Raw genomic sequence first — 22,416 nt, 5'->3', positions numbered from 1 at the left:
ACATGAGGGTGGTCCTCGCCGGGGGAGGGACGGCCGGCCACATCGAGCCGGCCCTCGCCCTTGCCGACGCGCTGCGCCATCTCGACCCGAGCGTCGGCATCACCTGCGTCGGCACCGAGCGGGGCCTGGAGACCAGCCTCGTCCCGGCCAGGGGCTACGACCTGGAGCTGGTGCCCGCCGTGCCGCTGCCCCGCGCCCTCACCACGCAGCTGCTCACCATGCCCGGCCGGCTGGCCGTGGCGGTCAACGCCGTGGCCGGCGTTCTCGACCGGGTCGGCGCCGACGTCCTCGTCGGGTTCGGCGGCTACGTGGCCACCCCGGCCTACCTCGCGGCCAAGCGCCGCGGCCTGCCGATCGTCGTCCACGAGGCCAACCCGCGGCCCGGCCTGGCCAACCGGCTCGGCGCCAAGCTCACCGACCACGTCTTCGCCGGCTGCCCCGACGCCTCGTTCAAGGGCGACTACATCGGCACCCCGCTGCGCCGCGAGATCGTCACCCTCGACCGGCTGTCCACCGGCGACAAGGCCCGCTCCTGGTTCGGGCTGGAGAACGACCGGCCGACCCTGCTCGTCTTCGGCGGCTCCCGCGGCGCCCGGTCGATCAACCAGGCCGCCCTGGCCGCCGCCCCCGCCCTGCGCGCGGCCGGCGTGCAGGTGCTCCACGTGCTCGGCCCGGGCAACACCGCCGAGCGCGAGCCGCCGCCCGGCGACCCCCAGTACGTCCTGCTGCCGTACGTCGACCGCATGGACCTCGCCTACGCGGCGGCCGACGTGGCGCTGTGCCGCAGCGGCGCCTCCACCTGCGCCGAGATGACCGCCGTCGGCCTGCCCGGCGCGTACGTGCCGCTCCCGCACGGCAACGGCGAGCAGCGGATCAACGCCGAGCGCGTCGTCTCGGGCGGCGGCGGGCTGGTCGTCGACGACGCCGAGCTGTCACCCGATTGGATCATCCGTAACGTGCTGCCCATCCTGCGCGACCCCGAGCGGGTCGCCGTCATGTCCGAGGCCGCCTCCCGGCTGGGGCGCAAGGACGCCGATATCATGCTCGCGAGGAAAGTCTTGGAGATAGCCCGATGAGTCTGGTCAAGCTGGTCGACCCCGTCTCCGCCGAGGACCTGGGGCGGGTGCACTTCATCGGCATCGGCGGCGCCGGCATGTCGGGCATCGCGCGCATCCTGCTCAAACGGGGCGTCCACGTCTCCGGCAGCGACGCCCGCGGCGGCGACCTGCTCGACGAGCTGCGCCGGCTGGGCGCCGCCGTGCACGTCGGCCACGCCGCCTCCCACGTCAAGAACGTCGACACCGTGGTCGTCTCCACCGCGATCCGCGACTCCAACCCCGAGCTGGGCGAGGCGCTCAGGCAGGGGCTGCGGGTCATCCCGCGGGCCGCCGCTCTCGCCTCCGTGATGGCCGGCCGCACCGCCGTCGCCATCGCGGGCACCCACGGCAAGACCACCACCACCTCCATGCTCGCCGTGGCGCTGCAGAAGTGCGGCGCCGACCCGTCCTACTGCGTGGGCGGGCAGCTCGTCACCACCGGGCTCGGCGCCGACGAGGGCTCCGGACAGGTGTTCGTGGCCGAGGCCGACGAGAGCGACGGGTCGTTCCTCATGCTCGCGCCCGACATCGCCGTGGTGACCAACGTCGAGGCCGACCACCTCGACAACTACGGTGACCCGCGGGCCGTCCACGACAGCTTCGCCCGCTTCGCCGACCGCGTCGGCTCGGTGCTCATCGCCTGCGCCGACGACCCCGGCGCCGTCGAGCTGGCCGAGGTCGCGCGCTCGCGCGGCATCCGGGTGCGCACCTACGGCGCCGCGGGCGAGCTCCGCGTCACCGACGTGCGGCCCGACGGGTTCGGCACCACGTTCACCGTCGAGGGCCGCGGCGACGTCAGGCTGGCCGTTCCCGGGGCCCACAACGCCCTCAACGCCACGGCGGTCATCGCCGTGGCCGAGGAGCTGGGGCTGCCCTTCGAGGAGATCAGGGACGGCCTGGCGGCCTTCACCGGGGCCAAGCGGCGCTTCGAGGCCAAGGGCGAGGCCGGCGGGGTCGCCGTCTTCGACAGCTACGCCCACCACCCGACGGAGCTGGCCGCCGACCTGAGGGCCGCGCGCGACGTGGTGGCCTCCTTCTCCGGCACCGGCCGGGTCGTCGCGATCTTCCAGCCGCACCTCTACTCGCGCACCAGGTTCTTCGCCGACGAGTTCGGCGCCGCGCTGGCTCTCGCCGACGAGGTCGTCGTGCTCGACGTCTACGGCGCCCGGGAGGACCCCGAGCCGGGGGTGTCCGGGGCGATGGTCGCCGAGCGGGTCCCGCTGCCCGCCGAGCGGGTGGCGTACGCGCCCGACCGCGCCGCGGTGCCGGCGCTGGCGGCGGCGCGGGCGCGGCCCGGTGACATCGTGCTCACGATGGGCGCCGGCGACGTCACCGAGCTGGGCGCGCTGATCCTCGCCGAGCTCTCCGCCCGCTGACCGGCCCGCCGGTGCCGCCGACCCGCCCGCGCGTCCCGTGCTCCGGCCCGTGCTCCGGCCCGCCGGTGCCGGGCGCGTCCCGGGCGGCGAGAGGCTCCGCGCGGCGTAGGGTCGGTGTCACGATCATGTCCCGGCGCCCGGCGGCGCCGCGACGGAGGACCCGGGGGGAGTGATGAAGGCGCGCACGGCACTGCTGGTGCTGCTCACCGCCGGCGTGGTCGGCACGGCCGCGTGGCTGGTGTTCTTCTCGCCCGTGCTCGGCGTCCGTTCGATCGACATCGTGGGAAATATCACAGTTCCCACCGATCGTGTCAGGCAACAGGCGGCGGTGCCCGCGCTGCACCCGCTCGCCACGGTTGACCTGGCCGGCGTCGAGGCGCGGGTGCTGGGCATCCGCCGGCTCGCCACGGCCAGGGCCGAACGGGTGTGGCCGGGCACGCTCAGGATCGAGGTGGTCGAGCGCGAGCCCGTCGCCGCCCTCCAGGTGGGCGGCAAGGCGGCGGTGGTCGACAAGCATGGCGTGGTCATCGAGGTCAAGGACACCGTCCCGCCGTTGCTGCCCGTGCTGGTCGTGGACCGGCCCGCCGCGGGCGACCCGGCGACCACGGCCGCGCTCCAGGTGATCCAGCACCTGCCCGGCGAGCTCGTGGGCCGGGTCAGGCAGGTGCGGGCCACCACCGCCGAGGGGGTGTCGCTCACGCTCTCCGACGGCCGCAGCGTCGTCTGGGGCGGCACCGACCGGGGCGAGGAGAAGGGCCGCATCCTCACGAGGCTGCTGCGGCGCAAGGCCGACGTCTACGACGTCAGCTCCCCGGACGTGGTGACCCTGCGCTGAGCCGGCGCTGAGCCGGCGCCGCACACCGGCACGCGGGCGTGGCGGCCTGGCGAGGGCCCGTCGCGGTCGCCGCGCCACAGGTCTCGCGCGCCTGTGCGTGGTCGGGGCCGCGGCGTGAGAGCCTGTACGAGGGCGTACGGCGGAGGAGTGCCCCGACCAGGCGTGACCACAGAGCGAAACGGACAGCCCGCGACACGCCGGACGTGCTTGCGGCGCGGTTAGTTGACCCGCCCGGAGCGTAACTCCTACTGTCCGTATCAATCCTCAGGTTGACATAAATCTGAATCTCAACTTGAGGTTGAGAGTTACCGAAGTGAGAAACGCGGAGTGATCCGCACCGAAATGGCAAGTACACGAGCGGAAAGGCCCCTCGTCGTGGCAGCACCGCAGAACTACCTCGCGGTCATCAAGGTCGTCGGCATCGGCGGCGGCGGAGTCAACGCCGTCAACCGGATGATCGAGGAGGGACTCAAGGGCGTCGAGTTCATCGCGATAAACACCGACGCCCAGGCGCTGCTGATGAGTGACGCCGACGTCAAACTCGACGTGGGCCGCGAGCTCACGCGCGGACTGGGTGCCGGCGCCAACCCCGACGTGGGGCGCAAGGCGGCCGAGGACCATCGCGAGGAGATCGAGGAGGTCCTCAAGGGGGCCGACATGGTCTTCGTCACAGCCGGCGAGGGCGGCGGCACCGGCACGGGCGGCGCGCCTGTCGTGGCCAACATCGCGCGCTCCCTCGGCGCCCTGACCATCGGCGTGGTCACCCGGCCCTTCAGCTTCGAGGGCCGCCGCCGGGCCATGCAGGCCGAGGCGGGCATCGAGACGCTGCGCGACGAGGTCGACACCCTCATCGTGATCCCCAACGACCGGCTGCTGTCGATCTCCGACCGGCAGGTGAGCGTGCTCGACGCGTTCAAGGCGGCCGACCAGGTGCTGCTGTCCGGTGTGCAGGGCATCACCGACCTCATCACCACGCCCGGCCTGATCAACCTCGACTTCGCCGACGTCAAGTCGGTCATGTCCGGCGCGGGGTCGGCCCTCATGGGCATCGGCCACGCCCGGGGCGACGACCGCTCCGTCGCGGCGGCCGAGATGGCCGTCTCCAGCCCGCTGCTGGAGGCCAGCATCGACGGCGCCCACGGCGTGCTGCTGTCGATCGCGGGCGGCTCCGACCTCGGCCTGTTCGAGATCAACGAGGCGGCTCAGCTCGTCTCCATGGCGGCGGCGCCCGACGCCAACATCATCTTCGGCACGGTCATCGACGACGCGCTCGGCGACGAGGTGCGCGTCACCGTCATCGCCGCGGGCTTCGACGACCTGCCGCCGGTCGAGAAGCAGATGCCGCGCCCGCAGAGCCGGCCCGCCGCCTCCCCGGTGTCCTCACCCGCCAGGCCCAGCGTGGCCCCGCCCACGGTGAAGACCGAGCCGGCGCCGCGCGTCGAGCACCGGCCCGAGCCGCGGACGGACCTCAGGCCCGAGCCGCGGCCCGAGTTCCGGTCCGAGGCGCGTCCGGAGCAGCTTCCCGAACCCCGCCCCGAGCCGCAGCTGGAGTCGCGCGCGGAGTTCCGGCCCGAGCCGGTCCGCCCGGTGGAGAGCGTCCCCGAGCCCGCCCCGGCCCCCGAGCCGGTCGCCGAGGAGCCGCCGAGCCCGGTCTCGATCCCCCGGCCGACGCCCGAGCCGGCCAACCCGCCCACGCCCATCACCTCCCGCCTGTCCGAGCCCGCCAAGCGCCGCCCGGTGGTCTTCGAGGAGCAGGAGGAGGAGCTCGACGTCCCCGACTTCCTCAAGTGAGCGCCTCGCCCGCGCCGCTCCGTCCGGGTACGGCGGGGCGGCGTCGCCGTGTCCGGCTGCTTGCCGGGGTGACGATGTTCACACCGCACGAGGTCGCGGCGGTCGCGGCGGTCGCGGCGAGCCGAGGGCCCGTCCCCCGAGCCCTCGGCGGGCCGGGGGAGCGGCAGAATGAGGGCGGCGCGGACGAGAGGGGAGAGACGCGATGAGGCGGGATGAGATCGCGGCCGGGCTGGCCGAGGTCGAGGAGCGGATCGCGAAGGCGTGCCGGGCGGCGGGACGCGACCGCGGCGAGATCACACTGATCGCCGTGACCAAGACCCGCCCCGCCGAGGACGTGCGGATCCTGGCCGAGCTGGGCGTGCGCGACGTCGGCGAGAACCGCGACCAGGAGGCGGCCGCCAAGGCGGCCGAGCTCGCCGGGCTCCCGCTCACCTGGCACTTCGTCGGCCAGTTGCAGACCAACAAGGTGCGGTCGGTGGCCGGCTACGCCGACGTCGTCCATTCGGTGGACCGGCTCAGGCTGGCCGCCGCCATCAGCAAGGAGGCCGGGCGGCTCGGCCGTGAGATCGGCTGCCTCGTGCAGGTCGCGCTGGACGACGACCCCGGCCGGGGTGGAGCGGTCCCGGCCGACGTGCCGGAGCTCGCGGACGAGATCGCCGCGCTCGGCGACGTCCGGCTGGCCGGCGTCATGGCCGTCGCGCCGCTGGGCGAGGACCCCGGCAAGGCGTTCGCGCGGCTGCACGAGGTGGCCCTGGCCGTACGGGAGCGCCACCCCGGCGCCACGATGATCTCGGCCGGGATGAGCGACGATCTGGCCGAGGCCATCGCGCACGGCGCGACACACGTGCGGGTCGGTACGGCGTTGCTCGGCCGCCGCAAGCCCTTCGTCAGGTAATGTCCCCTCAAGTGGGCCTTCAGGCCCACGCCAACGGTAGAGGTCGATCTGCGGTGAGCTTCAAGGGGGGGTGCGGCTGCCGCCTCGGGCCCTCGCGACAGGCCCGAGCGAGTGCGACCATGAGCGGGAGGACGACGTAGCGATGGCCGGCGCGATGCGCAAGATGGCGGTCTACCTCGGTCTCGTGGAGGACGACCGCTACGAGAGGTACGAGACCTACCCCGACGACTACGCCTACGAGGACGAGCCGGCGCGCACCGGCGAGGAGCGTCCCGTGGCCGTCCAGGAGCGCGAGGAGGAGCCCGAGGCGGGCGTGCCCGCCCCCAGGCCCGCCACGACCGTCCTGGAGCGCCGCACGACCGATCTGGCCCGCATCACCACGCTGCACCCCCGCACGTACAACGAGGCCCGCACGATCGGCGAGCACTTCCGCGACGGCACCCCGGTGATCATGAACCTGACCGAGATGGTTGACAGCGACGCCAAGCGCCTTGTGGATTTCGCGGCAGGTCTGGTCTTTGGCCTACACGGCAGCATCGAACGTGTTACCAACAAGGTGTTCCTGTTGTCCCCAGCCAATGTCGAGGTGACCGCCGAGGACAAGGCACGAATCGCGGAACGCGGGTTCTTCAACCAGAGTTAGAGTCTCTGTATGTCTATCGCACCCCACCAGGCCTCAGCGAGGCCCGGAGGGCACACCGGAAGTGGAGGCGCGGCCAGACCGTGGGGATCGTAAGTCAGATCTTGGTCGTAGTCCTGTCGCTCTATCTGGTGCTGCTCATCGGCAGGATGATCTTCGAGACGGTGCAGGCGTTCGCCCGGCAGTGGCGTCCCTCCGGGGTCGTGCTGGTGCTGGCGGAGGCCACATACACCGCAACAGACCCACCCCTCAAGTTCCTCCGCCGTTTCATTCCTCCGCTCCGGTTGGGTACGGTGGCCTTTGACCTAAGCTTCACCGTCCTCTTCATCGTCGTCCTCCTCCTCATCCAGATCGTTGGATGGCTGGGCCGGTGACGGGGGCTGCGGGGCACCGGTCGAGAGCCAACTCGTGTCCGCGCTGAAGTGAATCGGGTCCACAGTCCCTCCGGACAGACTCCACGCGCGCCAAGGAGACCAAAAGATGCCGCTGACGCCCGCTGACGTGCGGAACAAGCAGTTCAGTACCACCCGGTTGCGCCCGGGCTATGACGAGGAAGAGGTCGACGCGTTCCTCGACGAGGTCGAGGCCGAGCTTGACCGCCTGATCCAGGAGAACGAGGAGCTGCGGGCCAAGCTGGCCGAGTGCCTGCGCGGGAAAGTGCCGGGCGGCATGAACATGCCGATGGCCTCCGCCCCCGTGCAGGAGCAGCCCAAGCCCGAGATGATGATGCCGCCGCAGCCGGAGCCGATGAAGGCGCCCGAGCCGCAGCCGCAGCAGCAGCCGGTCCCCGTGGCGATGAACATGCCGCCCGCCGAGGACAACATGGACACCGCGGCCCGCGTCCTCGCCCTGGCTCAGCAGACCGCCGACCAGGCGATCGCCGACGCCCGCCGCGAGGCCGACGAGACCGTCACCCGTGCCCGCCGCGAGGCCGACGAGATCCTGACCAAGGCACGCCGTCAGGCCGAGCAGGTCATCGGCGACGCCCGCGCCCGCGCCGAGACGCTCGAGCGCGACGCGCAGGAGCGCCACCGCCAGGCCATGGGCTCCCTCGTGCAGACGCGCGACGAGCTCGAGCGCAAGGTCGAGGAGCTGCGCAGCTTCGAGCGCGAATACCGCAGCCGTCTCAAGCTCTACCTGGAGAACCAGCTCGCCGAGCTCAACGTCTCCGCCGAGGGCAGCGGTGCCTTCCCGGTGATGTCGGGCGGCCCCTCCGCTCCGGCCATGTCGCACGCCGTCCCCCAGGGCGGCCAGCAGCCCCTGCCCGGCGGCCCCAGCCCCTTCGGCGGCGAGCCTCCCCAGGGCGCTTTCCCCGGCGGTGACGGTCCTCACAACGACCGCCGGTAAAGTAGCGGGTCAACAAGGACCCGTCACTCGAAAGAGCCCTCTGTGATCCTAATCAGTGCTGGTCTGGTGCTCGCGGCGGTCATTCTGCTGATCGCGGGCTTCGTACTGGCCAAGGTTTACCTGATCATGTGGTCCATCGTGGCCAGCGTGCTGTCCGCGCTGTTCCTGGTGATCGGGGCCTTCTTGCGGCGTCACGAGCTGTTCCCCGGTGGTGGGCAGGCGGCAGGGCCGGCCACCCCACCGGCAGGGCTCGTGCCACCCGGCGTCGCGCACGGTCAGACCGCACCGCACGCCCCGACCGGTCCGCATGCCACGACCGGTCCGCAGGGCCGGCCGCCCGGCCAGACCGGTCCGGCGGGAGCGCCGCAGTCCCGGCACCCGCGCGCCCCGCAGCCGACGGTGACGATGCCGCAGACGGCGCCCGCGACGGCCCCGCGCCGTCCGGCGGCGAGGGGGATCTCCCCGGACGCGATCGTCCTGGTGATCCCCGGACGCAAGCGCTACCACGTCCCGGGGTGCCGCCAGCTGATCGGCCGGGATCACGAGGAGCTGACGTACGAGGAGGCACGCGAGGAGGGCTTCACCCCCTGCACGGCGTGCCTGCCCGATGCCGCGCTCGGCGGACGGCAACTGCCTCCCGGAGCCGACCCCGAGCCCGCCACCGACCCCGAGCTCGCCGGCGCGGAGCCGGCGAAGACTCCGGCCTCGGGACCCGCCAAGGGCCCGGCCGCCTCCGGCACCGGACCGGCCGCCTCCGGCACCGGCCCGGTCGGCGATTCGGCCACCGAGCCCGCCGCCAAGCCGAAGCCCGGTTCCCCCGCTCCCGCCTCCGGACCTGAGCCCGATCCCGCCACTTCCGGAGAGGACGGGTCGAAGGGGTGGTTCGCCCGCCCCGCGTCCCTGGACACGCCCTCCGGCGACGCTGCCGGCAGCACCTCGCCCGGCTCCTCCACGTCCCCCCGCTCCCTCGCCGCCGACGACGAGACGGACCCCAAACTCTCGCCTCCGCCCGCCCCGGGCGCCAGGCCCGCACCGGCCAGGGGCGGCAGGCCCGACCGGCCCCAGGCCCGCCCAGGCGACCCGGCCGGCGAGCGTCCCGAGGGCTCCGGCAAGCGCCCCACCCCCAGTAAGCCCGCCAGGGAGGGCGATGGGGATGAGACGATCCTGAACATCACGCCGCCTGCCGCGGCCTCCACCGGCCGGCCCTCCGGCAAGCACCCCGAGGCCGGCTCGCCCGCCGGGGAGGGCGACGGGGATGAGACGATCCTGAACATCACGCCGCCTGCCGCAGCCTCCGCCGCCCGACCTTCCGGCAAGCGCCCCGAGGCCGGTGCTGCCGGATCCCCCGGCAGGCGCCCGGAGAGCGGACCCACCGGATCCTCCGGTGAGCGGCCCGGCGGTTCGTCCGCCAAGGGGGCGGCGCGTCCCGCAGCGTCCCGGACCGAAACTCCCGATGACGACGATTCCGGCCCCGCGACCCGGCCCCAGCGTGCCGTCTCCGCGTCGGGCGAGCCGGTCGAGCCCCCGGTCAAGCCCGCTCGGCCCGCCGACGGCAAGCCGGGATCGGAGTCCGCGCCTCGGCCTGCAGGTGCCCGGCCGGCGTCCGCGCAGGCGGGGCCCCGGGGCGACCGCCCGGCGGACGGGCCCACGGCACCGGAGCGGCCGGCGTCGGCGGCCGAGTCTCCGGCGAAGGCCCGGGGCCCCCTGCCCGGCGGTGCCGCGGCGGCCGGTAAGCCCGTGACGGGCAAGCCTGGCAGCAAGGACGACATGGCCGGTAAGGACGTACCGGGTAAGCCCGGCGGCGGCGACGAGACGGCCGGTAAGTCCGTGACCGGCAAGGACGAGACGGTCGGCGAGGGCGAGGCCGGGAGCGGCCGGAAAGGCGGCGCGGTCGGTGAGGAACGCGGCGGCACCGTCAAGGTGATCGTCGGGACCCGGCGCTACCACGGTACCGACTGCCCGCTGATCCAGGGCGCGGGAGACGACGGTGTGGAGACCATGACCCTGGCCGAGGCGGAGGACGCCGGCCTGACAAGCTGCTCGGTCTGCCAGAGCGACCGCGAGACCGTCGCCTAGCGAAGCTCCACCGACCAGCCCAGCAGCTCCCGGCACGCACCCGCGCCGGGAGCTGCTGCCTTTCGGGCGGCCGGAAACCAGGACCCAGCCGAGGCGTTCCATGAGCGTGGGCCCCGCACTGCGTGGCGCGGGCCGTGCCTGTCGCGGGTGTGGAGATCGCGACCTCGTCGCCGTACGATGTACGGTACTGCGTATGACGGACTGCATCGTGATCCGGGGCGCCCGTGTCAACAACCTCCGTAACGTCGACCTGGACATCCCCAAGAACCGCCTGGTGGTCTTCACCGGAGTGTCGGGTTCGGGCAAGTCGTCGCTGGTGTTCGACACCGTGGCCGTGGAGTCGCAGCGGCAGCTCAACGAGACCTTCAGCTGGTTCGTCCGCAACCGCCTGCCGGCCTATGAGAAGCCTGAGGTGGACGACCTGGCCAACCTCGGCGCGGCCATCGTCGTCGATCAGAAGCCCGTCGGGGTCAACGCCCGCTCGACCGTCGGCACCATGACCGACGTCTTCCCCGTCATCCGGGTGCTGTTCTCCCGGTACGGCACGCCGAGCGCCGGCTACTCGTTCGCGTACTCCTTCAACGACCCGGCCGGGATGTGCCCCGCGTGCGACGGCCTGGGCAGGGCGGTCCGGCTGGACCTCGACAGGTTCCTCGACGAGGACAGGTCCCTGGACGAGGGCGCGATCAGGTTCCCGCTGTTCGGGGTGGGCACCTGGCAGTGGCAGATCTACGCCAGGTCCGGCACGTTCGACCCGGCCAAGCCCGTCAGGGACTACACCCCCGACGAGCGCGAGCTGCTCCTGCACGGCGCCGGGTTCACGGTGGACGTCCGCGGCAAGAACGGCACTCTCAACAAGGTCGACTACGAGGGCGTGGCCGACCGGTTCACCCGCCTCTACCTCAAGCGGGACCTGTCGGGGCTGGCCGGCAGGACCCGCGAGGCGGTCCGGGCCTTCGTCACCGAGGGTGTCTGCGCGACCTGCGCGGGCGCCAGGCTGAACGAGGCGGCCCTGCGCACCACGATCGGGCCGCACACCATCGCGGACTACGGCCGGATGGAGGTCACCGACCTCATCGCCGTCCTCGACGGTCTGGACAACCCGGTCGCCGCGACCGCCCGCGCCGCGCTGAGCCGGGTGGAGCGGATCGGCCTGGGCTACCTGACGCTGGAACGGGAGACGTCCACCCTGTCGGGCGGGGAGGCGCAGCGGCTGAAGATGGTCCGTCACCTGGGCTCGGCCCTGACCGGCATGACGTACGTCTTCGACGAGCCCAGCGCCGGGCTGCACCCGAGCGACGTCGGCCGGCTGAACGACCTCCTGCTGGCGTTGCGGGACAAGGGCAACACCGTGCTCGTCGTCGAGCACGACCTCGACGTGGTGGCGGTCGCCGACCACGTCGTGGACCTGGGCCCCGGAGCGGGGACGCACGGCGGCCGGGTCGTCTACCAGGGCCCTGTCGCCGGGCTCGCGCGGGCGGACACCCTCACGGGCCGCCATCTCGGCCACCGGGCCCCGGTGAAGACCGTGGTCCGCGAGCCGGTGGGGACGTTGCGCATCGACGGGGCGAGCCTGCACAACCTCGACGACGTCACCGTCGAGCTGCCCGCGGGCGTGCTCACCTGCGTCACCGGCGTGGCCGGTTCGGGCAAGTCCACGCTCGTCGGCGAGGTGTTCGCCGCCCGCTACCCCGAGGCCGTCGTGGTGGACCAGGGCGCCATCGGCGTCTCGGCCCGCTCCAGCCCCGCGTCGTTCCTGGGCGTGCTGGACCCGATCCGGAAGCTGTTCGCCCGGGCCGGCGGCGCGGACCCCGGCCTGTTCAGCCACAACTCCGCCGGGGCCTGCCCGGTGTGCGAGGGGCGCGGCGAGATCCACACCGACCTGGCGTTCATGGACCCGGTCACGAGGGTGTGCGAGGCGTGCGGCGGCGGCAGGTTCGGCCCGGAGGCGCTGCGGTACGAGCTGCGCGGCAGGACCATCGTGGACGTGCTCGCGTTGACGGCGGAGCAGGCCGTGGAGTTCTTCCCGGAGAAGGCGGTCAACGCGCGGCTGCGCACGCTGGTGGAGGTGGGGCTCGGCTACCTGACGCTCGGCCAGCCCACCAGCTCCCTGTCCGGTGGGGAGCGCCAGCGGCTCAAGCTGGCGGGTGAGCTGCACCGGACGGGCAGCGTGTACGTCCTGGACGAACCCACCACCGGGCTGCACCCGGCCGACGTCGGCGCCCTGCTGGACCTTCTCGACCGCCTCGTCGACCGGGGCAACACCGTCATCGTCGTCGAGCACAACCTGGAGGTCGTCAAGCGCGCCGACTGGGTGATCGACCTCGGGCCCGGCGGTGGCAGGCACGGCGGCCGGGTGATCTTCGAGGGCACCCCGGCGAGGCTGCTCACCGCACAGGGCTCTGCGACCGCCGAGCACCTGCGGCGGGCCGTCGCCTGCCCGAGCCCTGCCTGAGCCGTGTCTGAGCCGTGTCTGAGCTGTGCCTGAGCCTGGCTGAACTGAGGCCGGCCGGCCCTCAGGAGACTGTCCGAGGGGCGGGGCGTCGCGGAGACGCCCCGCCCCGGACGGGTCAGGCGCGGCGGAGCTGGAAGGTCAGGCCCAGGTCCGCGTCCGTGTGCGCGGGCAGGTCCGGCCGGCTGCCCTCGGTGACGGACGTGGCCAGCACATCCTCGGCCACCAGGCCGCCGTCCGCGGCCAGCGCCTGCGCCAGGTCGGCGTTGGTGGCGGTCCACCACAGGTCGATCCGGTCGGTGATGGACAGGCCGGTGGCCTTACGGGCCTCCTGCACCAGCCGGATGACCTCGCGCAGGAGCCCGGCGCGGCGCAGCTCGTCGGTCAGCTCCAGGTCGAGCGCGACCGTCTCGCCGGTGCCCGTGTCGACGGCGCCCGTCTCCACGGCCCAGCCGGACCGCGGGTGCTCGGTGACGATCACGTCGTCGGCGCCGAGCGTGACCGGCCCGAGGTCGGCCGCCTCGACGGTCACCGTGCCGCCGGAGCGCAGGGTCGGAGCCAGCGAGGCCGGGTCGGCGGCCGACACCGCGGCGGCCACCAGCTTCGTCTGAGAGCCGAACCGCTTGCCGAGCGCCCGGAAGTTCGGCTTGACCGTGTAGGACACCAGGTCGGCGCTGAAGCCGGACATGTCTTCCAGGACCTGCACGTTCAGCTCGTCGGCGATGAGATCACGCAGCTCGGCCGGCAGCGACGGCCAGCCGTGCGCGCCGACGAGCGCCCGGCGCAGCGGCTGGCGGGTCTTGACGCCGGACGAGGCGCGGGCCGAGCGGCCCAGCTCCACCAGGCGGCGGACCAGCGCCATCTGCTCCGACAGCGCCGGGTCGATCAGCTCCGCGCGGGCCTGCGGCCACGACGTCAGGTGCACCGACGGCGGCGCCTCGGGGGAGCGCAGCACGTCCCACAGGTAGTCGGTGACGAACGGCGCGATCGGCGCCATCAGCCGGGTCACCGTCTCCAGGCACTCGTACAGCGTGGCGAACGCCTCGCGGGAGCCCTGCCAGAAGCGGCGGCGGGAGCGGCGCACGTACCAGTTGGACAGGTCGTCGAGGAACTCGGCGAGCCGGCGGCCGGCCCGCTGCGTGTCGTACTCGTCCAGCGACGCGGTCACCTCGGCCACCGTGCGGTGCAGCTCGGCCAGCGCCCACCGGTCGAGCAGCGGCCGCTCGGCCGCGGGCGGCGCGTCGGCGAGCATCGCCGGCGACCACGACTCGGCGCCGGCGTAGAGGGTGAAGAACGACGCGGTGTTCCAGTAGGTCAGCAGGACCTTGCGGACGATCTCCTCCAGCGCGTGGTGACCGACCCGCCGGGCCGACCACGGCGAGCCGGAACAGGCCATGAACCAGCGCAGCGCGTCGGCGCCGTGCTCGTCCATCAGCGGGATGGGCTCCAGCACGTTGCCGAGGTGCTTGCTCATCTTGCGGCCGTCCTCGGCCAGGATGAGGCCGAGGCAGAGCACGTTCTCGTAGGAGGACTGGCCGAACACCAGCGTGCCGACCGCCATCAGCGAGTAGAACCAGCCGCGGGTCTGGTCGGTCGCCTCGCAGATGAACTGCGCCGGGTAGACCCCCTCCGGCTTGCCGCGCGCCCCCCACTGGGCGAACGGCATGGACCCCGAGTCGTACCAGGCGTCGATCACGTCGGGCACTCGCACGGCCGTCTCGCCGCACTCCGGGCAGCCGAAGGTGACGTCGTCCACGTACGGGCGGTGCGGGTCGAGCGCCGACACGTCGCGGCCGGCCAGGCGGCCCAGCTCCTCCAGGGAGCCGACGCACGTCACGTGGCCCTCGTCGGCCGAGCACACCCACAGCGGCAGCGGCGTGCCCCAGTAGCGCGAGCGCGACAGCGACCAGTCGACGTTGTTGCGCAGCCACTCGCCGAACCGGCCCCACTTGATCGTGTCGGGGAACCAGTTGGTCTTCGCGTTCTCCGCCAGCATCGCGTCCTTGACCGCGGTGGTGCGGATGTACCAGGACGGCAGCGCGTAGTAGAGCAGCGGCGTGTGGCAGCGCCAGCAGTGCGGGTAGCTGTGCTCGAAGTGGCCGCCGCGGAACAGCAGCCCGCGCGCCCGCAGGTCGCCGGTCAGCGTCTCGTCGGCGTCCTTGAAGAACATGCCGCCGACCATCGGCACCTCGTCGAGGAAGCGCCCGTCGGGGCCGATCGGGTTGACGACCGGCAGGCCGTACCGCTTGATCACCGCCAGGTCGTCGGCGCCGAACGCCGGAGCCTGGTGCACCAGGCCGGTGCCGTCCTCGACCGTCACGTAGTCGCCGAGCACCACATGGTGGGCGTCGGGGATGTCGACCAGTTCGAACGGCCGGGCGTAGGTGGTGTGCTCCAGCTCCCGCCCGGTGAGACGGGCCACCTCGGTGGCGCCCTCGCCCAGCACGTGCAGCAGCGGCTCGGCCACCACCAGCACCTCGCCGTCGGCGGTGCGCGCCGCCACGTAGGTCACGTCGGGGTGCACGGCCACCGCCGTGTTGGACACGAGCGTCCACGGCGTCGTCGTCCAGATCAGCAGGGACGCGCCCAGCTCGGCCAGCGGGCCGGAGGTGGCGGGCATGCGGACGTACACCGACGGGCTGGAGACGGTCTCGTAGCCGCCCGGCTGGCCCAGCTCGTGGTCGGACAGGCCGGTGCCGCAGCGCGGGCAGTACGGCGTGATGCGGAAGTCGCGGAACAGCAGCCCCTTGTCGAAGATGACCTTCAGCGACCACCACACCGACTCGACGTAGGAGGGGTCCATGGTGCGGTAGGCGGTGGACAGGTCGATCCAGTAGCCCATCCGCTCGGTCATCTGCTCGAACGCGTCGACGTGCCGCAGCACCGACTCACGGCACCGGGCGTTGAACTCGGCGATCCCGTACGCCTCGATGTCGCGCTTGCCGGAGAGGCCGAGCTCCTTCTCGACGCCGACCTCGACCGGCAGGCCGTGACAGTCCCAGCCGGCCTTGCGCGGCACGCTGAAGCCCCGCATCGACTTGTAGCGGGGGAAGATGTCCTTGAAGACGCGGGCCTCGACGTGGTGGACGCCGGGCAGCCCGTTGGCGGTGGGCGGGCCCTCGTAGAAGACCCAGGCGGGGTTGCCGTCGTTCTGCTCGACGGAACGCTCGAAGATCTTCCCGTCCCGCCACCGGTCGAGGACCTCGCGCTCGAGCGCGGGCAGGTCGACCTGCGCGGGAAGAGAGCGGAAAGTAGGGGACGACATCTCGGGCGAGCCTCCACGCGGTCACTGAACGACAGATCGGCGTGAAGGGACGAAGCCGGACACGGCCCCGCGGTACCACCCTTCTTGGCCTCGGGAGACCGAGGCCCACTTCATTGGCCTGCTGCCGGGTCTAGTGAGCTCCGGGGAGCCGTTCTTCCGGCGGCTCCGGGGTGATATCCCTCACAGCCGAGGGCCCCATCAACGCCTTGCAGTGCTTCACACCATAACGCAGAGCGGGGCGTATGGCTTCCGGGTTTCGCTGGTGAGAGCCCTGGCTCCGGTCGGCAACTCGCAAACGGCGACAAAGTTGGGGAATGGACTTGGGCTCGGCAGGAGTTGAACGGGCGCGACTGGATAGTACGGGAGAGGTAAATCGGCCGGAGGGTCGTTTGCCGCTCTGTTACAGGGGCACCTAAGCTGCCCGCACCATTCAGGCCTTGATCAGCGGCCTTGTCACCAGGGAGGCGCCATGACGGCAGTCACGCAGACCGCTACACCCGCGATGTGGTCCGACGATGAGCTGGCCGAGGTACGCGGCGTCCTGCAGCGGGAGATCGACGAGCTGAACGCCGACATCCTGCGGCACGAGATGGAGATCGCCTCCGGTGACGTCACCCAGGGAGCGGGTGACGACCAGGCGGACGCCGGCGCGAAGACGTACGAGCGCGAACGCGAGATCGCCCTTACCCTGAATGCGCGCGACCTGCTCGCGCAGAGCGAACGTGCGATCGCCAGGATCGACGCAGGGACCTATGGAGTGTGCGAATCGTGCCACAAGCCGATCGGCAAGGAACGCCTTCAGGCGTTCCCGAGGGCGACGCTGTGCGTGACCTGCAAGCAGAGGGAGGAACGCCGGTAGCGCCGCAGGGCGCGTCCCGGCGCGACCGCCGCCTGCTGCTCACCGTTCTCGGCGCGCTGGCGGCGGTCATCTACGTGAGTGACCTCGCGACGAAGACGTGGGCGCTGGGCGCCCTGGAGGATCGCCAGGGTCCCCTCGTGGTCCTGCCGGGCGTCCTGCAGTTCAGGCTGATCTTCAACTCGGGCGCCGCGTTCAGCATCGGCACCGGGATGACGATCGTCTTCACCTTCATCGCGGCCGGTGTGGTGATCGCCATCCTGCGCACGGCGCGCACCCTCGGCAGCCGGCCGTGGGCCTTCACCCTGGGCCTGCTCCTCGGCGGGGCGTTCGGCAACCTGACCGACCGGTTGCTGCGCTATCCTTCGGGCTTCGGCAGGAGCACGCAGTTCCAGGGTCACGTGGTCGACTTCATCGAGGTCCTGCCCGGCAACTTCCCCGTGATCGACTACTTCCCCATCTTCAACATCGCCGACTCGGCGATCGTCTGCGGCGGGATCCTGGCGGTGGTCCTGGCCTGGCGGGGTTACCAGATCGACGGAACGAGGGAGGGCAAGGGTTGAGCGAGCAGCGGAGCCTGCCCGTGCCCGACGGGCTGGAGGGCGAGCGGCTCGACGCCGCCCTGTCGCGGCTGTTCGGCTTCTCCCGCACCCGGGCGGCCGAGCTGATCACGGCCGGCGAGGTGCTGGTCGACGGCCGGCAGCCCGCCAAGTCCGACCGGGTGCACGCCGGAGCCTGGCTCGACGTGACGCTCCCGCCCCCGGTGAGCGCTCCGGCGCCGGTGGCCGAGCCGGTGCCCGGCATGCGCGTCGTCCACGAGGACGACGACATCGTCGTGGTCGACAAGCCCATCGGCGTGGCCGCCCATCCGACCGTCGGCTGGACCGGCCCCACCGTCCTCGGCGGCCTGCTCGGCGCCGGGCACACCATCGCCACCAGCGGCGCGGCCGAACGCCAGGGCATCGTGCACCGGCTCGACGCCAACACGACCGGCGTGATGGTGGTGGCCAAGAGCGAGCACGCCTACTCCTGGCTGAAGCGCGCCTTCAAGGAGCGCACGGTCGACAAGCGTTACCACGCGCTGGTGCAGGGCCATCCCGACCCGTTCCGCGGCACGGTGGACGCGCCCATCGACCGGCACCCGTCCGGCGACGGCCGCTTCGCGGTGGTGGCGGGCGGCAAGCCGTCGGTCACCCACTACGACACGATCGAGGCGTTCCGGGCGGCGTCGCTGCTCGACATCAAGCTGGAGACGGGCCGCACCCACCAGATCCGGGTGCACATGTCGGCGCTGCGCCACCCCTGCGTGGGCGACCTCATGTACGGCGCCGACCCGACGATCGCGGCCCGGCTGGGCGTGGGCCGGCAGTGGCTGCACGCCGTGTCGCTCGCGTTCGAGCACCCGGGCACGGGGGAGTGGGTGTCGTTCGGCACCGACTACCCCGAGGACCTGCAGAAGGCCCTCGACCTGGTGCGCGCCGAGTCCTGACCGCCCCGCCCTGCCCGCCCGCCCTGCCCGTCCGTCCGTCCGCCCCGCCCGCCCGTCAGGGCGTCTCGGGGCCCTTCGCGGCGACCTCCTGCGGCTGGTCGCCGTCACCCCGCTGGGCGTTCCCGCCGTTCTCCCCGCTCTTGCCGGCGTCTGCGTCGCCGCCGTCCGAGGACGGCTCGACCTGGCCCGGGTCGCGTGAGGCGGGCCGGTCGCCCGACTCCTCGCGGGACGGCTCCTCGGTGGGCTTCTTCGTCGGCTGCCGTGTCGGCTGCCGCGTGGGCTCGCGGTTCGGCTCACGGTTCGGTTCGTCCGAACGGGGCTGGGCGGTCGGCTGCGACCGGGGCTCGTCCGGCGGCTGTTCGCTCTGCAGTACGCGCGGCTCGGCGGGCCCGGTCGCGGTCTGGGTGGTGGGTCCGGTGGCGGGCTCGGTGGCGCGCGGGTCGGCGGAGGGGCGCGATTCCCCGGCGGACGGCTTCGGCGAGTTCACGACGGCCGGTACGGTCGCCGGCGGCCGGTCGGCCCCGTCCCGTTGCGACCACCAGGCGGTGCCGCCCGTGGCCAGCCCGACGGCGACCACCCCGGCCGCCAGGGCCAGCAGCGAGGTGCGCCGGCGGGGCGACGGCGGGGCCTGCGCGTCCGGCGGAGCCTGCGCCTGCTGCGGGGCCGGCGGTCCGGACGCGCCCGGCGGGACGGGCGGGGTCGCCCCGGGCGGAGGCGCCTGGCGGGGGATCGGCGGGACGGCCACCGGCGCTGTCGGCTCGGGGGCGCTGCCCGCGACGATGGCGTGCAGCCGCATCCGCGCCTCGTCCAGCGTCATCCGCTCGGCCGGGTCCTTGCGCAGCAATCCGAGCAGGACCGGCCCCAGCGCGCCCGCGCGGGACAGCGGCGCCGGCTCGTCGTGCATGACCGCGCCGAGCGTGGCCAGGGCATGCGGGCGCTGGAACGGCGAGTGGCCCTCGACGGCCACGTACAGCGTCACCCCCAGCGACCACAGGTCCGAGGCCTGGGTGGCCTGGCCGCCCGCGGCCCGCTCGGGGGAGATGAACGCGGGCGTACCGAGCAGGATGCCGGTCCGGGTGACCGGAGCCTCGTCCTCGGTGGTGGCGATGCCGAAATCGGTCAGCACCGCCCTGCCGTCGTCGGTCAGCAGCACGTTGTCCGGCTTGACGTCCCGGTGCAGCACGCCCGCCGCGTGCGCCGCGTGCAGCGCCTCCAGCAGCTGCAGCCCGACCGCCGCCGCCTGGGAGGGCGGGAGGGGACCGTCGTCACGGACGAGCTGGCCCAGCGTGCGCGACCGGACGAACTGCATGACGATCCATGGATGGCCGCGCTCCTCCAGCACGTCGTAGACCGCGGCGACCCCCGGGTGCGCCACCCGCCCGGCCGCCCGCGCCTCGCGGAAGGTGCGGACGCTGAACACGTCGCGTTCGGCGCCCGTCAGATCCGGGGGCGGATGCACCTCCTTCACCGCGACGTCGCGGCCCAGCACCTCGTCGTGCGCCTGCCACACCGTTCCCATGCCGCCCTGGCCAATGGTCCTGAGCAGCCGGTATCGTCCACCGACCATCCCCGCTGATTCGGACATGGAGGGCGACTACCCGCTAAAAACCCGGACAAGCGCAGTAATAGCCAGGGCAATGAGCAGGACGGCAGAAAGGGCGCCTCACAGCCAGCCGCGCTCGTTGGCCAGGGCGCCTGCCTGGAAACGGGTGTCGGCGCCCAGGCGAGTCATGAGGGCGGCGACGTGGGTACGGAACTTGCGGACCGATACGTTGATCGACCGGGCGGCGGCCTCGTCGGTGCCGTGGACGGTCAGCGCCCGCAGCACCCGCTGCTCGATCGGCGACAGCGGCAGGTCGTCCAGGTCCCGCGCCCGCGCCCACATGCCTTCGAACACGTCCACGAGCATCGCGACCGCCCCCGGCTGGCGGATCTCCAGCGCACCGGCCTTCGGCCCGGTCGGGTCGGCCTGGACGAAGGCGACGGACCGGTTGACGATGGCCATGTGCCGGATCGGCTCGGCGGTGACGCGGTGCAGATCTCCGAGGGCGTGCAACTGCTTGGCGTGGGACTCCTGCCGTGGATCTTCCAGGGCGCGGACGGAGAAGAGAGTCCGGCTGGTCAACCCTCCGGCCAGCGCGCGCTTGAAGGGGGCGGCATCGTAGCGTGGGTCGCCGATCAGGGCGTGTGACTTCATGTGCATGTAGTCATCGGCGTCAGCGCTCAGCAGGGCGCGGGTACGGCTGGTGACGCTCTGTCCGTCCGGAAGGTGTTCCACGAGCTGGACCGGACGGCCCCGGCGTTGTTCCTCGGCCAGTTCCCTGACGACGTCCCAGGCTGAGGTGAGCTCGGTGAGCTGGCGCCGGGTCTGCTCGATGCGCCGCTGTACCAGCAGGTCCACCGCGGCGGTGGGAGATATCGCGATCAGAGACGCGTCCAGCAGGCCGAGCGTCTGCAGCTCAACGATCGACCGATCCACCTCGGGCATGACGAGGTCCAGGGCGGCGCTCTGCCGATCGGCGCGCGGGTTGCGCAGGAAGTAGCGGTAGGCGCGTTCTTGCTCGGGGGTCAGTCCGAGGTCGGCCAGGCTCATCATCACCTCACGTCTACGTGCAGGAGTATGCAAGCACATGTGCAGCCTTTTCGGGTGTTCAGTCCACCATGTGGGTCGCCATGCTGTCCGCATGAATCCCCCAGGCGCCCGCTCGTGACCCGAGGGGCTTCCCGCCATGCAGCGTCAACCCAAGGCCGCTTCGACCTACACCTGAGGATCGCCATGAACAAGATCGAGGCCATCGAGCGCTTCTTCGCCGCCTATGCCGCACACGACCTCGACGGCATGCGGTCGGTGCTGGCAGACGACATCGAGTGGATCATCCCCGGCCGCCATCCGTTGTCGGGTGTCAAGCGCGGTGTGCCGGAGGTGGCCGCCTTCCTGGAGCAACTCGGAAAGGCCGGTTTCCAGGCCGAACCGGTGTTTCTGGAGGCCAACCAGGACCACGTCGTGGACATCCACCGCGGCTGGACGACTCAGGGCATCGGCGAGGTGGACACCCTGTGGGCACTGGTGTGGCATTTCGACGCCGACGGCAAGGTCGACCGGGTGGTCAATCTCTCCGGTGACCAGCACCAGATGGACGCCTTCGTATGGGCCAACTACGCTCTGGCGCCGATCCCGGAGCGGCTCGCATGAGACCCGCACGGCTCCCCTCCGCGGTGCGCAGCCCCGCCACCGCCACGGTGAGCAGGCAGACGGTGACGACGTGACCGCCGCGCGTGCGCCGATCTCAGGGGCCGACTACCCGCCGAGAACCCGGACAAGGGCAGTAACAAGGGCGGCAATGGCCAGGACGATCAGAAAGGGCGCGCGGAGCAGCAGCGCGACCACCGCCGCGGCGAGGCCGGCCGTCCGGGCCGGGTCGACGTACAGCCGTCCCTGCTCGCTGAACATCTGCACCGCGACCAGCGCCGCGAGCAGCGCGACCGGCACCAGCTCGGCGAACCGGCTCACCACCGGATGCTCCAGAACCCAGCGCGGAGCCGCCAGCCCCGCCAGTTTGAGCGCGTAGCAGCCGGCGCAGACCACGGCGACCGCCCACCACAGCGTCATCGCACCATCACCCCCAGCACCGCCACGGCCGACAGCAGCACGGGCACGCCCGGCGGCAGGAACGGCGTGGCGGCCAGCGCGATCGCCGCGCCGCCCGCCGCCAGCCACCGCAGCTCGGCGCTGCGGGTCAGCCGCGGCCACAGCAGCGCCAGGAACGTGGCCGGGCCCACCGCGTCCAGCCCCAGCATGCGCGGGTCGCCCAGGAACGACGTGCCGACGGCCCCGCCGAGGGTGGTGAGGTTCCAGGTGACGTACACGGCGGCGAACGTGGCGGTGAAGCCCGCCCGGGCCGCGGCCGGGTTCGGCTGGGCCAGCGCCACCGCGGTGGTCTCGTCGATCACGCCCTGCGCGACGACGAGCCTGCGCGGACCACTCGCCCGCAGCAGTCCGGCCAGGCGCAGGCCGTACAGGGTGTTGCGGCCGCCCAGCAGCAGCGCCCCGGCGGCCGACGCGGCGAGGTCGCCGCCCGCCCCGACGGCGCCGGCCAGCGCGAACTGCGAGGCCCCGGTGAACGCCAGCAGGCTCAGCACGCACGCCTGGGCGATGCTCATGCCCGCGGTGACGGCAGCGGCGCCGAAGGCGAGCCCGGCCAGCCCCACGGCCACGCCCACGCCCAGACCGTCCCGTATCGCGGCGGCGCGGTGTGATGTCTCTTCCATACCACCCGAGGCTATGACCTGGGACGAT

Annotated in this window: 19 protein-coding genes; 14 read left to right on the top strand and 5 right to left on the bottom strand. The window is 72.6% G+C overall.

Annotated elements, in window-relative coordinates:
- Positions 1–2 precede the first annotated feature (2 nt).
- The 10 genes from murG to ACGF0J_RS24485 all read left to right on the top strand — a co-directional run bounded on the left by murG (position 3) and on the right by ACGF0J_RS24485 (position 12,512).
- On the top strand, positions 3–1,076 hold the full coding sequence (murG, locus tag ACGF0J_RS24530; protein ID WP_393149300.1) for an undecaprenyldiphospho-muramoylpentapeptide beta-N-acetylglucosaminyltransferase: 1,074 nt from the start codon (positions 3–5) through the stop codon (positions 1,074–1,076).
- Complete coding sequence (murC, locus tag ACGF0J_RS24525; protein WP_393149299.1) at positions 1,073–2,473, top strand: UDP-N-acetylmuramate--L-alanine ligase; 1,401 nt, start codon at positions 1,073–1,075, stop codon at positions 2,471–2,473. The genes murG and murC overlap by 4 nt, the downstream gene beginning before the upstream one ends.
- A 172-nt stretch (positions 2,474–2,645) precedes the next feature.
- Positions 2,646–3,308 carry a cell division protein FtsQ/DivIB gene (locus ACGF0J_RS24520; RefSeq protein ID WP_393149298.1) on the top strand — a complete coding sequence of 221 codons (663 nt, stop codon included), beginning with the start codon at positions 2,646–2,648 and terminating at the stop codon, positions 3,306–3,308.
- 375 nt (positions 3,309–3,683) lie between these two features.
- Positions 3,684–5,099: a cell division protein FtsZ gene (gene ftsZ / locus ACGF0J_RS24515; RefSeq protein ID WP_393149297.1), complete on the top strand. Its 1,416-nt coding sequence runs from the start codon at positions 3,684–3,686 to the stop codon at positions 5,097–5,099.
- Positions 5,100–5,301: 202 nt separating this feature from the next.
- A complete protein-coding gene (locus ACGF0J_RS24510; protein ID WP_393149296.1) occupies positions 5,302–5,994 on the top strand; it encodes a YggS family pyridoxal phosphate-dependent enzyme in 693 nt (230 codons plus the stop codon).
- Between the two features lie 142 nt (positions 5,995–6,136).
- Positions 6,137–6,637 (top strand): cell division protein SepF, encoded by a 501-nt coding sequence (locus ACGF0J_RS24505; RefSeq protein ID WP_393149541.1) that lies wholly within the window; start codon positions 6,137–6,139, stop codon positions 6,635–6,637.
- Positions 6,638–6,717: 80 nt separating this feature from the next.
- Positions 6,718–7,008: a YggT family protein gene (locus tag ACGF0J_RS24500; protein WP_393149295.1), complete on the top strand. Its 291-nt coding sequence runs from the start codon at positions 6,718–6,720 to the stop codon at positions 7,006–7,008.
- Between the two features lie 106 nt (positions 7,009–7,114).
- Positions 7,115–7,981: a DivIVA domain-containing protein gene (locus ACGF0J_RS24495; RefSeq protein WP_393149294.1), complete on the top strand. Its 867-nt coding sequence runs from the start codon at positions 7,115–7,117 to the stop codon at positions 7,979–7,981.
- A gap of 42 nt (positions 7,982–8,023) precedes the next feature.
- The gene (locus ACGF0J_RS24490) at positions 8,024–10,057 is read left to right on the top strand and encodes a hypothetical protein (protein ID WP_393149293.1); all 2,034 of its coding nucleotides are present in this window, start codon (positions 8,024–8,026) and stop codon (positions 10,055–10,057) included.
- Positions 10,058–10,250: 193 nt separating this feature from the next.
- Positions 10,251–12,512, top strand: a complete 2,262-nt coding sequence (locus ACGF0J_RS24485) for an ATP-binding cassette domain-containing protein (RefSeq protein WP_393149292.1) — start codon at positions 10,251–10,253, stop codon at positions 12,510–12,512.
- A gap of 115 nt (positions 12,513–12,627) precedes the next feature.
- On the opposite strand, the gene ileS is transcribed toward ACGF0J_RS24485, so the two are convergent.
- Positions 12,628–15,774, bottom strand: a complete 3,147-nt coding sequence (gene ileS / locus ACGF0J_RS24480; protein WP_393149291.1) for an isoleucine--tRNA ligase — start codon at positions 15,772–15,774, stop codon at positions 12,628–12,630.
- A gap of 469 nt (positions 15,775–16,243) precedes the next feature.
- On the opposite strand from ileS, the gene ACGF0J_RS24475 reads away from it, so the two are divergent.
- From ACGF0J_RS24475 to ACGF0J_RS24465, 3 genes are read left to right on the top strand one after another with little or no spacing between them, the layout of a single operon-like run.
- Entirely contained in the window at positions 16,244–16,633 is a 390-nt protein-coding gene (locus ACGF0J_RS24475; protein WP_393149290.1) for a TraR/DksA family transcriptional regulator, read from the top strand.
- Positions 16,597–17,193, top strand: coding sequence for a signal peptidase II (locus ACGF0J_RS24470; RefSeq protein ID WP_393149289.1), 597 nt, complete (start codon positions 16,597–16,599; stop codon positions 17,191–17,193). The genes ACGF0J_RS24475 and ACGF0J_RS24470 overlap by 37 nt, the downstream gene beginning before the upstream one ends.
- On the top strand, positions 17,190–18,119 hold the full coding sequence (locus tag ACGF0J_RS24465) for an RluA family pseudouridine synthase (RefSeq protein WP_393149288.1): 930 nt from the start codon (positions 17,190–17,192) through the stop codon (positions 18,117–18,119). The genes ACGF0J_RS24470 and ACGF0J_RS24465 overlap by 4 nt, the downstream gene beginning before the upstream one ends.
- A 55-nt stretch (positions 18,120–18,174) precedes the next feature.
- On the opposite strand, the gene ACGF0J_RS24460 is transcribed toward ACGF0J_RS24465, so the two are convergent.
- Together ACGF0J_RS24460 and ACGF0J_RS24455 are read right to left on the bottom strand one after the other, a co-directional pair.
- On the bottom strand, positions 18,175–19,704 hold the full coding sequence (locus ACGF0J_RS24460; protein WP_393149287.1) for a protein kinase: 1,530 nt from the start codon (positions 19,702–19,704) through the stop codon (positions 18,175–18,177).
- Between the two features lie 78 nt (positions 19,705–19,782).
- Entirely contained in the window at positions 19,783–20,715 is a 933-nt protein-coding gene (locus ACGF0J_RS24455; protein ID WP_393149286.1) for a hypothetical protein, read from the bottom strand.
- A gap of 180 nt (positions 20,716–20,895) precedes the next feature.
- On the opposite strand from ACGF0J_RS24455, the gene ACGF0J_RS24450 reads away from it, so the two are divergent.
- Entirely contained in the window at positions 20,896–21,312 is a 417-nt protein-coding gene (locus tag ACGF0J_RS24450; protein ID WP_393149285.1) for a nuclear transport factor 2 family protein, read from the top strand.
- A 105-nt stretch (positions 21,313–21,417) separates the two neighbouring features.
- Here ACGF0J_RS24450 and ACGF0J_RS24445 read toward each other — a convergent pair whose 3' ends face one another.
- Together ACGF0J_RS24445 and ACGF0J_RS24440 are read right to left on the bottom strand one after the other, a co-directional pair.
- Complete coding sequence (locus ACGF0J_RS24445) at positions 21,418–21,729, bottom strand: AzlD domain-containing protein (RefSeq protein ID WP_393149284.1); 312 nt, start codon at positions 21,727–21,729, stop codon at positions 21,418–21,420.
- On the bottom strand, positions 21,726–22,388 hold the full coding sequence (locus ACGF0J_RS24440) for an AzlC family ABC transporter permease (RefSeq protein WP_393149283.1): 663 nt from the start codon (positions 22,386–22,388) through the stop codon (positions 21,726–21,728). The genes ACGF0J_RS24445 and ACGF0J_RS24440 overlap by 4 nt, the downstream gene beginning before the upstream one ends.
- Between the last annotated feature and the right edge of the window lie 28 nt (positions 22,389–22,416).

Origin of the sequence: Nonomuraea sp. NPDC047897 (genome assembly GCF_043204415.1) — a bacterium.
GTDB lineage: Bacteria > Actinomycetota > Actinomycetes > Streptosporangiales > Streptosporangiaceae > Nonomuraea.
This window is presented reverse-complemented; position numbering and strand designations above follow the sequence as displayed.